This is a genomic window from Ruegeria spongiae, assembly GCF_023502395.1.
Lineage (GTDB): Bacteria > Pseudomonadota > Alphaproteobacteria > Rhodobacterales > Rhodobacteraceae > Ruegeria_C > Ruegeria_C spongiae.
Map to the genome: position 1 here is coordinate 101,066 of NZ_JAMFMB010000004.1, position 13,257 is coordinate 114,322.

Below are 13,257 nucleotides of genomic sequence, written 5' to 3' on the forward strand. Positions count from 1 at the left end.
GTCCAGCCGGTGCGGCAGGCGCGTCTTTTGTGACCGAGGTTCCCATGTCTTATACCGCCCCACTCTCTGATTTCGAATTCCTGCTTTACAACGTTGCGGGGCTGGACGGCATCGCCGCGACTGACCGGTTCGCCGATGCCGACCGCGACGTTGTCTCTGCCATCCTGAACGAAGCCGGAAAGATGTGCCGCGACGTGCTTGAACCGCTGCGCCGGGTGGGCGACCTGCATCCGGCAACGCTGGAGAACGGTGTGGTGCGGACACCTCCGGGCTTCAGCGATGGTTGGAACGCGATCGCCGAAGGCGGTTGGGTCGGCATCAGCAGCAATCAGGAATTTGGTGGCATGGGGCTGCCGTTGACGGTGGCAACCGTTGTGAACGAGATGATGAGCGCGGCCTGCCCGTCGCTGCAGATTGCGCCGCTGATGTCCCAAGGCCAGATCGAGGCGCTGGAACACCATGGTAGCGATGACCTCAAGGCGCTGTACCTGCCCAAGCTGATCTCGGGCGAATGGGTCGGGACCATGAACCTGACAGAGCCGCAGGCGGGATCCGATGTCGGCGCGCTCAGCGCCCGGGCGGAACCCAATGGCGACGGCACCTATGCGGTGAGCGGTCAGAAGATCTTCATCAGCTGGGGCGACAACGATTTTACCGAAAATGTCTGCCATCTGGTTCTGGCACGGCTGCCGGATGCCAGACCGGGCACCAAGGGCATTTCGCTGTTTCTGGTTCCGCGCAATTTGCCCGACGAAAACGGCGCGCCCGGCGTGGCGAACACCCTGAACGTGGTCTCGCTGGAGCATAAGCTGGGCCTGCACGGCTCGCCGACCTGCGTGATGCAGTATGACGGTGCCAAGGGCTGGCTGGTGGGCGAACCGCACAAGGGTATGGCGGCCATGTTCACCATGATGAACAACGCCCGCCTTGGCGTTGCCGGGCAGGGCATCGGGATCGCCGAAGGCGCCTATCAGCACGCGCTGGCATATGCGCAGGAACGCAAGCAGGGCCGCAGTACGCCGACCGGGACCATCCTCGACCATGCCGATGTCCGCCGCATGCTGATCGAGATGCGGGCCGATATCTTTGCCGCGCGCGCCATTATGCTGGCCTGTGCCGGGGCCATCGACATGGGCCGCGCCACCGGTGATGCGGACTGTATCGCGCGCGCCGCGTTCCTGACGCCGATTGCAAAGACCTTCGGTAGCGAGACCGGCATCCGCGTGGCCGAAACCGGCGTGCAGGTCCATGGTGGCATGGGCTTCATCGAGGAAACAGGCGCCGCGCAATTTTACCGCGATGGCCGGGTGAGCACGATCTACGAGGGCACCAGCGGCATTCAGGCGATGGATCTGGTGGGCCGCAAACTGATGGATGGTGGCGAGGCCGCCGCGCGCCTGCTGGACGAGATCGAGGATCACGCCGAACGCGCCCGCACCACGCTGCCCGATCTTGCCGGTCCGGTCTGGGAGGCCACGGAATCGCTGCGCGAGACCACCGAATGGCTGGTGGCTCAGGGTGACATGAACGAACGTTTTGCCGGTGCGTTGCCGTATCTGCGAGCCTTCGCCCGGGTGCTGGGCGCGCATTACCATCTGGTTGCGGCGCTGGCCGAACCCGAGGGTCCGCGCGCCAAGCTGGCACGGTTCTACATTCATGCGCTGCTGCCGGAATATACCGGCCTGCTGGTGCAGGCGCAGAATGGTGCGGCTGATCTGTTTGCGCTCAGCGCCGACGATCTGGCCGCCTGATGGACGGGTTGCCACCAGCCGGAATCCGGCACCCGTGGCAGGGCCCGCCCGCGCCGGGCGAAGCGATCGAGGTGGCGGAAGGCGTGTTGTGGATGCGCCTGCCGCTGCCGATGAAGCTGGACCATGTGAATGTCTATGCTCTGGATGACGGCGACGGATGGACGCTGGTCGACACCGGCTTTTCGTCCAAGAAGACCCGCGCGATCTGGCAGGGCCTGATCGACGGGCCGCTGGCGGGCAAGCCGGTGCGCCGGGTGCTGGTTACCCACCACCATCCCGACCACATCGGCAATGCCGGTTGGTTCCAGACCGAGTTTGATGCAGAACTGGTCACCACCCGCACTTCCTGGCTGTTTGCCCGGATGCTGACGCTGGATGTGCAGGAAACCTGGCCTGAGGAAACGCTCGATTTCTACCGCAGCGCCGGGATGGACGCCGAGATCCTCGAAGCGCGCATGGCGCAGCGCCCCTTCAACTTTGCCGACATGGTCTATCCGATGCCGCTGGGCTTCACCCGGATCAAGCAGGGTGGCCAGATTCGGATCGGCGGACGCGACTGGGACATCCACACCGGCAATGGCCACGCGCCCGAACATGCGACGCTGTGGAGCCGCGAGGGTGATCTGGTGCTGACAGGCGACCAGATCCTCAGTTCGATCAGCCCCAATATCGGCGTCTACCCGACCGAGCCGATGGCAGACCCGCTGGCCGAATGGCTGGAAAGCTGCGAGCGGCTCTCGGGGTTGGCGCGGCCCGGACATCTGGCGCTGGGCGGACACAAGCTGCCCTTCACCGGATTGCCCTTCCGGATGCGGCAGCTGATCGACAATCATCACAGCGCGCTGGACCGTCTCAAGGATCATCTGGATGTGCCGAAACCGGCCTCGGACTGTTTCCTGCCGCTGTTCAAGCGCAATATCGGCGAGGGCGAATACGGGCTGGCCCTGGTCGAAGCGGTTGCGCATCTCAACCATCTTTACCACATTGGAGCGGTCGAACGTGACCGCCGGGCCGATGGCGCCTGGCTCTATCAGCGCAAGGGGTAAAGCATGGGTGACCAGATCGAGACGGCGGCAGAAGCGATCGAAAGCGATGCGCTGCCGCGCTGCCACGAGGTACATGCCGATCCCAAAAGCCCGGCGCGGATGGATCAGGGACCGCACCCGGTGCCCGAACCCGCGCATAAGAAAAGCCCGGCGCAATGGGCCTATGAGCGGCTGATCATCTATATCCGCAATTTCGAGAAACAGCTTGATGCCAAACACGAGGTCGCCATGGGCTTTACCGGTGGCGACGCCGGCGTGCTGCGGATCGAGGGCATGGGCTATTACGACCCCGATATCGTCACGTTTTATGGCAGCGATGCGAGCGGTGCAAAAACCCAGCTGGTTCAGCATGTGAGCCAATTGAACGTGATGCTGCGCGCGCTGCCCATCCCCTCGGAAGAGGAACCGGCCAATCGCATCGGCTTCCGACTGGCCGCCGATCTGGAAAACAGCGCGGGCTGAGCGGTTTCACTTGCCCTCCGGGCCGTTGACCCATTCTATGAGGGCAACCGGACGGAGGGACAGATATGGCGCATTTGACCGCAGTGGTGCGGGCGTATCGTGATGCCTGGGCAAGGCGACGTATTTTTGTGCCGCTCTATGTGGTTCTGCGCCTGTTGACCGTTGCCCTGATCGCGCCGGGTGTGGCGCTCGCCATCAACCTTGCGGTCTCGTTGTCCCACCAATCCGCGCTGACCGATCAGGACATTGCGTTTTTCCTGCTGTCGCCAGTGGGTTTTATCGTCGGTGTGGTTGTTCTGAGCATCGTTCTGGTGGCCGAAATTCTGGGCTTTGCGGTCATGGCCGCTTGCTTGCGGGTCGAGACGGGCAACCTCTGGCAGGCGGGGTCGGTGGCGCTGCGGCTTGTTCTGGGCAAGCTGACGCGGCTGCTGGAATTTGCGCTGCGGCTGGTGTTGCAGGTGCTGCGGTTGGTCGTGCCGTTTGCGGCGATTGCCGGTTTCATCGCCTGGTGGGCGCTGACCGAATACGACATCAACTACTACCTGACCTTCAAACCGCCCTCGTTCCTGATTGCCGTCGGTTTGATCGGTCTGTTGGTTCTGGCCATGGTCTGGGTCCTGATCCGACGGCTGTCGGGCTGGGCGTTGGCGCTTCATATGGTGTTGTTCGAAGATCTGCGCCCCAAGGCGTCTTTTGCGGTGAGCGTGTCATTGATGCAGGGCAAGCAGACCGCGCTCAAGCTGCGGTTGGCGCTGTGGCTGATCGCGCGGGCCGCGATCGCCGCGCTGATCGCCGCAGTGGCAGGTGCGGCGCTGGGGCTGATGCCGGTGCCCGATGGCGGCGGGCTGACGCTGGTCTTGCGGCTGAGTATGGCGGTGGTTGTCCTCTGGGCGGTTCTGGGGCTTGTGCTGGCGGCCACGGCGCTGGGGGCGTTGGCGGTGCTGCTGGATGGGTATCTGGACCACCCGGTGCATCTGAAACCCCATCAGGGATCGGCAGGGCTGCGGGGCCGCCTGATCGCTGCGACCTGTCTGTCGGTGCTGGCGGTGATCGCCGGCGGCTGGGTCGGCAACACGGTTCTGGCGCGGGTACAGGATGACAAGCCGGTTGCGGTGATCGCCCATCGTGGCGCTGCCGGTCAGCGCCCGGAAAACACCATGGCCTCGGTACAAAAAGCCATTGAGGATCAGGCCGACTGGGTTGAGATCGATGTACAGGAGACCGCCGATGGCGTGGTCGTGGTTATGCATGACAGTGACTACATGAAGCTGTCCGGCGTCGACCTGAAGATCTGGGATGCCACGATGGGTGATCTTGATGGGATCGATATCGGCAGTTGGTTCGACCCGGCCTATGGCGAAGAGCGCACCCCGACATTGCGCGATGTTCTGGCCGCCGCGCGCGGCAAATCCAACGTTCTGATCGAGTTGAAATATTACGGTCATGACGTGGATCTGGAAAACCGGGTGATCGCCATTGTCGAGGAACTTGGCATGCAGGATCAGATCGCCACCATGTCACTGAAATATCAGGCGGTGCAGAAGATGCGCGAATTGCGCCCCGATTGGCGCACCGGTGTGCTGGCGGCGACCGCCATCGGTGATATGGCGGGGCTTGAGGGCAATTTTGTCGCGGTCAGCACCACGATGGCACGCCCCGGCCTGATCCGCTCGGTACAGGAGGCGGGCAAGGATTTCTATGTCTGGACGGTGAACGATCCGCTGGAAATGTCCAAGATGATTTCGCTGGGCACCGACGGGCTGATCACCGACGAACCTGCCCTGGCCAAAGAGGTGATCCGCATCCGGCAGGAATTGGGCCCGAGCGAGCGGGTGCTGTTGTGGTTTGTCGAGGAAATGGGTGTCGATCTGACACAGGGCAGCTACCGTGATAACAGCCCGTAACATCGCTTGCGGTTTCTGCCTATTGGCACTGCCAGTTTCCGCGCAGGACTTTGGCAAAGCGCTGGAAATGCCCGCGCATCGCACGTTGATGGAACTGCGCGCAACTGCCAAGCTGCGCCCGTTCGAAAGTGATGGCTGTTCCGGCGGACTGTCCAGTTCCTGGGAACTGGTCGCTGACACCTTCCCCGATTTCGAGGCAAGTTTTGAGGGCACCCCACCATGGGAGGCCTGCTGTGTCACCCATGACCGCGCGTATCACGATGCCTCCGGCGCGGTAGAGGCCGATCAGAGCCTTGCGGCCCGTCTGGTCGCCGATCAGGCCTTGCGCGCCTGTGTGATCGCCACCGGGGCTGAGCAGGAACATGCGCTCGCGGATCGGTATGATGTCTCGCAGGACACCGTGCGGCAGGCCTATGCGAATATCGCCGGGGCGATGTATCTGGCGGTGCGGTTTGGCGGCGGACCATGCTCTGGCCTGCCGTGGCGCTGGGGCTATGGCTATCCGGCCTGCGACCCCTTTGGCTGGACCACCCCTGCGCGCGATTGACGTGGTGACACGGGCCTGCGAATCCAGTATCCACCTGTTAAAACGCGAATAGGATAGTGACCCATGGCAGATCATAAACACGGCGAAATGGACATCAAGGATCAGACCGCGACCTTTGACGGGTTCGTCAAGTTCACCACCTGGACCGTTATCGTGATCCTCGCGATCCTGGTGTTCCTGGCCGTTTTCGCCACCTGATCCGGCAGGATTCCCCTTGTTCCGTCCGCTTTTTGCCTGCGCGGTGGCGCTGACGCTGGTCGGCTGCACCCAAAGCGCGCCCAATGCCGATCCGCAAACCATTGCGGCGGTGTCTTACCGCGATGCAGGGCCTGCCTACCTGACGCTCTACACGATGGTGAACAACCGCACCGGCGGAGGTGGCCACTCGTCCCTGATGATCAATGGCAGCGAGCGGGTGATCTTTGACCCGGCCGGATCGTTTCATGCCGATGTCGTGCCGGAATATAACGACGTGCTGTACGGGATCACCCCCGCGGTCGAGCAAGCCTATCGCGGCGCCCACGCGCGCAGCACCTACCACGTCGTGCGCCAGAAGGTCGAAGTGACGCCGGAACAGGCCGAGATCGCGCTGCAACTGGCCAAGCAGAATGGCCAGGTAATGGGGGCGTGGTGCTCCAATGCCACGGCGCGGCTCTTGCAGCAGGTGCCGGGGTTCGAGCAGATCGATGTCGTCTACCAACCCGTCAAGCTGCAGGAACAGTTCGAACAAATACCGGGCGTGGTGACCGACCGGTATTACGAGGACGACGATGAGGACCTGCAAAAAGGCCTGACCGAGGGCAATTCCGACCTGAACCAGCAGGCTCAGGGCTAGGCATCACCCCACCAGATAGAGCAGGCCGTAAAGCGTCGCGGCCCCGGCGAGAATGCCGGAGATTACGTTCTTGGTGATGTAGCCGACCGCCAACGCCATGCATGCCGCGCTCACATGGGCGATGTCCGGCTTGCCGTCCGTGGCGCTGGGCCAGACCACCAGCGGCGCGACCATGGCCGGGATGATCGCAGCCGCTGTATAGCGCAGATGCCGGAGCAGCCAGTCCGGCATGGCGCGGCCACCAACAAAGCCGATGAACACGAACCGCAGCGCATAACTGCCGATCGCAAGGCTGGCGATCACGATCCAGATCGTTGTCGGGTCGAGGGTTTTCATGTCGCGGCCCTCCGCCGTTCAAGGATCACTTCGCAGCGCGCGCCCGCCATCATCCCGGCACAGCCCGCGATCAGCAGCCCGAGGTTGAAGGGGACGGTGGTGCTCAGCAGCGCCACCACGATCGCGACCAGCGCCGCAACCACATGCGCTGTGGTCCGCAGCATGGGGCCGATCATGGCCAGAAAGGTGATCGGCAGCGCGAAATCCAGCCCCCAGCTTTCGGGTATACGTGTGCCGACAACCGCACCCAGATAGGTGGCGACAAGCCAGGCGGGCGTCAGCGGGGATACCACCCCAAAGAAGTACCGGATACGCTCCGACACCCGCATCTTTGGGTCTTTCTCGAATTGCATCATCGAACAGGCATAGCTTTGATCGATGGTGAAATAGGCCGCAAACACCCGCTGCCACAGCGGAGCGGCGCCCAGGTATGGCGTCAGCGAGGCCGAATACATCGCCACCCGCAAATTGACCGCGAGGGCGGACAGGATCGCCACGATGGTGGGCGCGTTGTCATTCAGCAGATGCAGCGCGGTGAACTGCGCGGCCCCGGCAAAGACGGTGGCCGAAAATGACATGGTCTGCACCACGCTCAGGCCCGCCTCGGTCGCCAGCACGCCAAAAAGCATGCCGAAGGGGACAGCCATTACGATAAAAGGCGACCCGTCGCGGAAACCTCTCCAGTAGTAGGATTTCGTGGTGGTGATTGCCATGATCCGATCCTAAGTTGGCCCAGACCGCAGTAACGGGCTTGCGAAAGGGTTGCAATTGGCCAGATCGGACAATGTCTCGGACTATATCATCGCCCCGGACCCCAAGGCGGCCCGCCTGACGCGATCGGTTGAGGGCGTCGACCAGAACGGCGCGTCCGAGGTCATTTCGGTGGTCGAGGAACGGCCCCTGACCATCTACCTCAACGCGCAGGAGATCGTCACCGCGATGACGATCGGGGACTATCCCGACTATCTGGCACTGGGATTCCTGCGCAATCAGGGCATGTTGCTGGACGATGACGAGATCACCGGGGTGGAGTATGACGAAGAGCTTGAAACCGTCGTGGTCAGGACGCAGCGTGAAACCTCTTACGAGGACAAGCTCAGGAAAAAGACCCGCACCAGCGGCTGTGCGGTGGGTACTGTCTTTGGCGACATGATGGAGGGGCTGGAGGGTGTTCGCCTGCCGCAGACCCCCCTGCGCACCTCGTGGCTTTATGAGCTTGCGTCGAAAATCAATCGCACGCCTTCGCTGTATCTGGAGGCCGGCGCCATCCATGGCACGGTTCTGTGTCATCAGAACCGCCCGCTGGTCTATATGGAGGATGTCGGTCGGCACAACGCGGTCGACAAGATCGCCGGATGGATGCTGTCCGAAGGCGTGTCGGCGCAGGACAAGATCCTCTATACCACCGGTCGGCTGACCTCGGAAATGGTGATCAAGACGGCGATGATGGGCATTCCGGTCCTGGCGTCACGCTCGGGCTTTACCGCCTGGGGGGTCGAGATCGCGCGCGAACTGGGCCTGACCCTGATTGGACGCATGCGCGGGCGGCGCTTTGTCTGTCTGGCCGGAGAAGGGCGGCTGGTGCGCGATATCGACCCGTCCACCGTGCCCGTCGAGGATAAGAAGCATCGTCGAAAGAGCGCAGAGTGATGGCAGGGGACGACGCATCATGAAACAACCGCTCGGCGTCATATTGGCCGGGGGGCAGGCCACACGGATGGGCGGTGGCGACAAGGGGTTGTTATCCTTGGGCGGCACCACCCTGCTGGACAGGGTGATCGAGAGGTTGGAACCGCAGGTCAGTGGGTTGGCGCTCAACGCCAATGGCGATCCGGCGCGGTTTGCCACGCTGGGCCTGCCGGTTCTTGGCGACAGTATCGACGGGTTTGCCGGTCCATTGGCGGGAGTGTTGGCCGGGATGGACTGGGCCGCCGGGCAGGGTGCCGAGACCATCGTGACGGCAGCGGCGGACACGCCGTTTTTTCCCTGCGATCTGGTGCCGCGCCTGTTGCTGGCCGCCGAAGGGATGCAGCACCCGCTGGCACTTGCCGCGACGCCCGACCCGAAGCGGGGCATCGCGCGCCAGCCGACATTCGGGCTGTGGCCGGTCGCGCTGCGCGACGATTTGCGCGCGGCACTGGCGGGGGGATTGCGCAAGGTCGTGCTCTGGACCGAGGAGCATCAGGGGCGCGAGGCGCTGTTCGAGACGGGCAGCATTGACCCCTTCTTCAACGTCAATACGCCCGAGGATCTGGCCCGGGCCGAACAAATGCTGGAGCGCGGATGAAGATCTATGGCGTCACCGGCTGGAAGAACACCGGCAAGACCGGGCTGATGGAGCGGCTGGTGGCCGAGATCACTCGCCGGGGCCATTCCGTCTCGACCATCAAACACGCCCATCACGCGTTCGACGTGGATCAACCCGGTCGCGACAGCCATCGCCACCGTGTGGCGGGCGCGCAGGAGGTGCTGTTGGCCTCTGCCCATCGCGTGGTGCTGATGCAGGAGTTGCGCGGCGCGCCAGAACCCGCGCTGCCGGACCTGCTGGCGCGGCTCTCACCGGTCGATCTGGTGCTGATCGAAGGCTACAAGCGCGAACCACACCCCAAGATCGAAGCGTTTCGGGCAGCGGCGGGCCATACCTTGATCGCACCGGGTGATCCCGCCATCCGGGCGGTGGCGAGCGATTGCGCGTTGGAGGTCGACCGCCCGGTCTTCGATCTTAACGATACCGAAACGATTGCCGATTTCATCCTCTCCGAGGTCGGGCTGTGACACCGTTCCAGACCATCGCGATGGTCGACTGGTCGGGTGGCAACGACACCGGGCCGAAACCGCGAAAGGATGCGATCTGGGCCTGCATCGCCCGTGCCGAGGCTCGCGAAGACCCCGTCTATCTGCGCACTCGGCATCTGGCGGAAGACTGGCTTGACGATCTGATCGAAACCGAGCTGGCGGCCGGTCGCCGCCTGATGTTGGGCTTCGATTTCCCGTTTGGTTATCCTGCGGGCTTCGCACGGGCGATTGCCGGCACCGACGATCCGCTGATCCTCTGGGACTGGTTCGCGAACCGGATCGAGGATGCGCCCGATCGCAACAACCGCTTTGATCTGGCGGGCCAGATCAACCGCGGCTTTGGCGGGCAGGGACCGTTCTGGGGCAATGGCCTGAAACGCGACATCGCCGGATTGCCGCGTAACAAGCAGGTCTACCGTAATCCGTTCCCCGATCGCCGTGCGGTCGAGCACCTGGCAAAGGGCAGCTTCACCTGCTGGCAGATGTCGGGGGCGGGCGCGGTCGGCGGGCAGGTGATGATGGGATTGCCGGTGCTGGCCCGGCTGCGCCACCGCTTTGCCGGGCAAATCGCGGTCTGGCCGTTCGAGGCGCTGGACAAACCCGTTGCCTTTGTCGAAATCTGGCCCTCGCTGACGCTTGGCGCCTCTCCGGCGGACAGGATCAGGGACGCCTGGCAGGTCGAACGTGTCGTGCGGCAGATTGCGGGGTTGCCGGTGGGTGAACTGGCACAGAAGCTGACGGTAGAGGCACCAGAGGAGGGGTGGATATTGGGTGTGGACCAGAACCAGAGCACGATAACGCCCCCACCGCTGCGAAACGATTGCTTCGCGCTGCCCGCCGGGGTGAACTGGACGCCGGTTGACGAGGCTCTGGCACTGCTGCGTGACCGGCTCAGCCCTGTCGCGCCCATCGAAGAGATACCGGTCACCGAAGGGTTGGGTCGTGTTCTGGCCGAGGATTGCGTCGCCCTGCGCGCGAACCCGCCACAGGCCAATACGGCGGTCGACGGCTATGGGTTCTCGGGCGGGCTGCCCGAGGGTGTGCATGTTCTGCCACTGGTCGAGGGGCGCTCGGCGGCGGGCGCGTCGTTCGGGGGGGTGGTGCCCGCAGGCCATGCAATCCGCGTGCTGACCGGGGCCACCCTGCCCGACGGGGTCGACACCATCGCCCTGCAAGAGGATGTCACGGTCGAGCCGGGCAGGATCGCCCTGAACGGGCCGCTCAAACCGGGCGCGAATGCACGGCAGGCTGGCGAAGATGTGGCGCGGGGCGACATTGTTCTGACAGCGGATCGCGTCCTGAGTGCCGCTGATCTTGCACTGGCCACGGCCGTTGGAATCGCGCGCCTGCGGGTGCGAAAACCGCTGAAAGTTGCGGTTCTGTCCACAGGCGACGAATTGACCGAACCGGGTGAAGATGCCGGGCAGGACGGGATTTATGATGCCAACCGCCCCATGCTGCTGGCCGCCCTGCGCGCCTTCGGACACGAGCCGGTGGATATGGGCTGGGTCGGTGATGATCGCGCGGCGCTGAAACAGCGTCTGGACGATGCCGCGCAGGCGGCGGATGCGATCCTGACCAGCGGTGGGGCCTCGGATGGGGACGAAGATCATATGTCCGCGCTCTTGCGTGCGGCGGGCGCGATGCAGGAATGGCGCATCGCGATCAAGCCGGGACGGCCGCTGGCGCTGGGATTGTGGGGCGGTACGCCGGTCTTTGGGCTGCCGGGAAACCCGGTGGCGGCTTTGGTATGTACCTTGATATTTGCCCGACCGGCCTTGGCGCAACTCGCCGGGGCGGGGTGGCCCAAGCCACAGGCATACGACCTGCCCGCCGCGTTCGAAAAGCGCAAGAAACCGGGCCGCCGCGAATATCTGCGCGCCCGGGTTCGCGAGGGCCGGGTCGAAGTCTTTGCTTCGGAAGGGTCGGGCCGGATAAGCGGGCTGAGCTGGGCGGAGGGGCTTGTGGAACTGGGCGACGGTGCCTGCCACATCAGGCCCGGTGACCCGGTTCGCTACATTCCTTATGCCAGCTTCGGCCTCTGAGGCTTTTCGGGAAGGGCCTAGTCGAAGGTCCCCGCAACCCGGCCTAACAGCATAAAGGCCCGCGCGGTGCGAGTGTCGCTCAGGGCTGAGATTTCCGCGTCGCTTGCATCCGGCTCAAACTCGGTGAACATCTGGTCAAAGCGGCGCAGGAAGTGATGCGCAGCGTCGCGAAAGATCGGGTCCTGCTTCATCCGCCCCGAGGTCAGCGCCAGTGACGAGCGGTCGCGCACACCACCCAGCGACGCCACCGCGCGACCCCGTGTGCCCTGCGCAAACTGTCGCCAGATTTCAGGCCTGGCCATGTCGGGGCGCAGATCATCCATATAGATACCTTCCTGGCTGAGCAGGGTCAGAACATCCTGCGCAGCCTGGATCAGTTGAGCGGATTGACGGTTTTTCAACGCCCGTCGCAGCGCGGAGAAACCTGCCGTGTCGTCGGCGCTTTCGGGGAAGTTCAGCGCGTGGATGAAATCCCCGCGCGGCAGTGGTGGGCGCAGATCCTCAGGGGAGCTGCCAAGGGCCAGCGTCGCCTGCTCGTCGGGCTCGGTCGGGGCGGGTTCGGCCTCGGGTTCGGGCTCGGTCGGGTCCGAGGCCCGCCGCTTGGTCGAGAAGGTCGCCAGCGTGGATTCGGTTTTCTTGGCGGTCTTGACGATTTCATCCAGCTTGCGCGTCACGGACGGCTCGGAACTGATCGCCGCATTCTGCTGCTGGCTGACATAGGCGTTGCGGATCGCGTCGATCGCGGCCTGCAGGCGCTGGCTTTCCTCGCGCATCACCCGGCTTGCCCGTGCCGCCATCGCGGCCACCCAGATCATTGCCACCGGCATGAAAATCGCCAGCATGGTGACAAACATGCTGACGCCGCCAGCGTTGGCCCCGTCCACCGGCACGACCACAAAGAAGATCACCGAGATCGTCAGCCAGGCGATGCTGAGTGCAAGCGCGGCAATCTCGATCCCCGAAACCGAGGGCCGCTGCGGCGGTCGGTCATAAATCCCCAGTGGGGTGGGACGTGACGTTTTAGCGCCGGGTGTCTTGCCGGTCATGGGATCGCTCCGTCAGGCGTAGGCGACTTTGAGAACCTCGTAGGCCCGCTCGCCGCCCGGGGTGCGGACCTCGACACTGTCGCCCTCTTCCTTGCCGATCAGTGCGCGGGCGATGGGCGATTTGACGTTCAGCAGACCGGCCTCGATATTGGCCTCATGCTCGCCGACGATCTGCCAGGTCTTTTCCTCGTCGGTGTCTTCGTCGACCAGTGTCACCGTGGCGCCGAACTTGATCGCGCCGTTCAGCTTGGCCGGGTCGATCACATCGGCAAGCGAGAGCACCCCTTCCAGCTCCTTGATGCGGCCCTCGATAAAGGACTGCTTTTCGCGCGCGGAATGGTATTCGGCATTCTCCGACAGGTCGCCATGTTCGCGGGCTTCGGCGATGGCTTTGATGATGGCCGGACGCTCAACGGATTTGAGCTGCTTGAGTTCACTTTCCAGCGCGGCGAACCCGGCTGGTGTCATCGGGATTTTTTCCATGGTCGT

At 63.8% G+C, this 13,257-nt stretch carries 15 protein-coding genes; 11 read left to right on the forward strand and 4 right to left on the reverse strand.

Annotation, left to right across the window (positions count from 1 at the left end; translation table 11 throughout):
* Nucleotides 1–44: 44 nt before the first annotated feature.
* The 7 genes from M3P21_RS04765 to M3P21_RS04795 all read left to right on the forward strand — a co-directional run bounded on the left by M3P21_RS04765 (nucleotide 45) and on the right by M3P21_RS04795 (nucleotide 6,545).
* Complete coding sequence (locus tag M3P21_RS04765; protein WP_249707309.1) at nucleotides 45–1,751, forward strand: acyl-CoA dehydrogenase; 1,707 nt, start codon at nucleotides 45–47, stop codon at nucleotides 1,749–1,751.
* On the forward strand, nucleotides 1,751–2,797 hold the full coding sequence (locus tag M3P21_RS04770) for an MBL fold metallo-hydrolase (protein WP_249707310.1): 1,047 nt from the start codon (nucleotides 1,751–1,753) through the stop codon (nucleotides 2,795–2,797). Before M3P21_RS04765 ends, M3P21_RS04770 begins: the two co-directional genes overlap by 1 nt.
* A gap of 3 nt (nucleotides 2,798–2,800) precedes the next feature.
* Complete coding sequence (locus M3P21_RS04775; protein ID WP_249707311.1) at nucleotides 2,801–3,259, forward strand: DUF6173 family protein; 459 nt, start codon at nucleotides 2,801–2,803, stop codon at nucleotides 3,257–3,259.
* Nucleotides 3,260–3,324: 65 nt separating this feature from the next.
* Entirely contained in the window at nucleotides 3,325–5,163 is a 1,839-nt protein-coding gene (locus M3P21_RS04780; RefSeq protein ID WP_249707312.1) for a glycerophosphodiester phosphodiesterase, read from the forward strand.
* A 22-nt stretch (nucleotides 5,164–5,185) separates the two neighbouring features.
* Nucleotides 5,186–5,710 (forward strand): helix-turn-helix domain-containing protein, encoded by a 525-nt coding sequence (locus M3P21_RS04785; RefSeq protein ID WP_249707313.1) that lies wholly within the window; start codon nucleotides 5,186–5,188, stop codon nucleotides 5,708–5,710.
* Nucleotides 5,711–5,773: 63 nt separating this feature from the next.
* A complete protein-coding gene (locus M3P21_RS04790; RefSeq protein ID WP_249707315.1) occupies nucleotides 5,774–5,908 on the forward strand; it encodes an aa3-type cytochrome c oxidase subunit IV in 135 nt (44 codons plus the stop codon).
* Between the two features lie 16 nt (nucleotides 5,909–5,924).
* Nucleotides 5,925–6,545, forward strand: coding sequence for a hypothetical protein (locus M3P21_RS04795; protein WP_373319948.1), 621 nt, complete (start codon nucleotides 5,925–5,927; stop codon nucleotides 6,543–6,545).
* A gap of 3 nt (nucleotides 6,546–6,548) precedes the next feature.
* On the opposite strand, the gene M3P21_RS04800 is transcribed toward M3P21_RS04795, so the two are convergent.
* The gene (locus M3P21_RS04800; protein WP_249707317.1) at nucleotides 6,549–6,881 is read right to left on the reverse strand and encodes an AzlD domain-containing protein; all 333 of its coding nucleotides are present in this window, start codon (nucleotides 6,879–6,881) and stop codon (nucleotides 6,549–6,551) included.
* Nucleotides 6,878–7,594 carry an AzlC family ABC transporter permease gene (locus tag M3P21_RS04805; protein WP_249707319.1) on the reverse strand — a complete coding sequence of 239 codons (717 nt, stop codon included), beginning with the start codon at nucleotides 7,592–7,594 and terminating at the stop codon, nucleotides 6,878–6,880. The genes M3P21_RS04800 and M3P21_RS04805 overlap by 4 nt, the downstream gene beginning before the upstream one ends.
* A gap of 49 nt (nucleotides 7,595–7,643) precedes the next feature.
* Between M3P21_RS04805 and M3P21_RS04810 the strand changes: the two genes are divergently transcribed.
* From M3P21_RS04810 to M3P21_RS04825, 4 genes are read left to right on the forward strand one after another with little or no spacing between them, the layout of a single operon-like run.
* On the forward strand, nucleotides 7,644–8,531 hold the full coding sequence (locus M3P21_RS04810) for a formate dehydrogenase accessory sulfurtransferase FdhD (RefSeq protein WP_373319949.1): 888 nt from the start codon (nucleotides 7,644–7,646) through the stop codon (nucleotides 8,529–8,531).
* Between the two features lie 19 nt (nucleotides 8,532–8,550).
* Nucleotides 8,551–9,168 (forward strand): molybdenum cofactor guanylyltransferase MobA, encoded by a 618-nt coding sequence (mobA, locus tag M3P21_RS04815; RefSeq protein ID WP_249707322.1) that lies wholly within the window; start codon nucleotides 8,551–8,553, stop codon nucleotides 9,166–9,168.
* On the forward strand, nucleotides 9,165–9,656 hold the full coding sequence (mobB, locus tag M3P21_RS04820) for a molybdopterin-guanine dinucleotide biosynthesis protein B (RefSeq protein ID WP_249707323.1): 492 nt from the start codon (nucleotides 9,165–9,167) through the stop codon (nucleotides 9,654–9,656). Before mobA ends, mobB begins: the two co-directional genes overlap by 4 nt.
* On the forward strand, nucleotides 9,653–11,722 hold the full coding sequence (locus M3P21_RS04825) for a molybdopterin-binding protein (protein ID WP_249707325.1): 2,070 nt from the start codon (nucleotides 9,653–9,655) through the stop codon (nucleotides 11,720–11,722). The genes mobB and M3P21_RS04825 overlap by 4 nt, the downstream gene beginning before the upstream one ends.
* Nucleotides 11,723–11,739: 17 nt before the next feature.
* Here the strand turns inward: M3P21_RS04825 and M3P21_RS04830 are convergent, their stop codons facing one another.
* A complete protein-coding gene (locus tag M3P21_RS04830) occupies nucleotides 11,740–12,768 on the reverse strand; it encodes a hypothetical protein (RefSeq protein WP_249707326.1) in 1,029 nt (342 codons plus the stop codon).
* A gap of 12 nt (nucleotides 12,769–12,780) precedes the next feature.
* The gene (greA, locus tag M3P21_RS04835) at nucleotides 12,781–13,251 is read right to left on the reverse strand and encodes a transcription elongation factor GreA (protein WP_249707327.1); all 471 of its coding nucleotides are present in this window, start codon (nucleotides 13,249–13,251) and stop codon (nucleotides 12,781–12,783) included.
* Nucleotides 13,252–13,257: the final 6 nt, after the last annotated feature.

Coding starts and splice junctions, on each gene's coding strand:
- M3P21_RS04765 (WP_249707309.1), top strand. CDS start 45: ATGTCTTATACCGCCCCACTCTCTGATTTCGAATTCCTGCTTTACAAC.
- M3P21_RS04770 (WP_249707310.1), top strand. CDS start 1,751: ATGGACGGGTTGCCACCAGCCGGAATCCGGCACCCGTGGCAGGGCCCG.
- M3P21_RS04775 (WP_249707311.1), top strand. CDS start 2,801: ATGGGTGACCAGATCGAGACGGCGGCAGAAGCGATCGAAAGCGATGCG.
- M3P21_RS04780 (WP_249707312.1), top strand. CDS start 3,325: ATGGCGCATTTGACCGCAGTGGTGCGGGCGTATCGTGATGCCTGGGCA.
- M3P21_RS04790 (WP_249707315.1), top strand. CDS start 5,774: ATGGCAGATCATAAACACGGCGAAATGGACATCAAGGATCAGACCGCG.
- M3P21_RS04800 (WP_249707317.1), bottom strand. CDS start 6,881: ATGAAAACCCTCGACCCGACAACGATCTGGATCGTGATCGCCAGCCTT.
- M3P21_RS04805 (WP_249707319.1), bottom strand. CDS start 7,594: ATGGCAATCACCACCACGAAATCCTACTACTGGAGAGGTTTCCGCGAC.
- mobA (WP_249707322.1), top strand. CDS start 8,551: ATGAAACAACCGCTCGGCGTCATATTGGCCGGGGGGCAGGCCACACGG.
- mobB (WP_249707323.1), top strand. CDS start 9,165: ATGAAGATCTATGGCGTCACCGGCTGGAAGAACACCGGCAAGACCGGG.
- M3P21_RS04830 (WP_249707326.1), bottom strand. CDS start 12,768: ATGACCGGCAAGACACCCGGCGCTAAAACGTCACGTCCCACCCCACTG.
- greA (WP_249707327.1), bottom strand. CDS start 13,251: ATGGAAAAAATCCCGATGACACCAGCCGGGTTCGCCGCGCTGGAAAGT.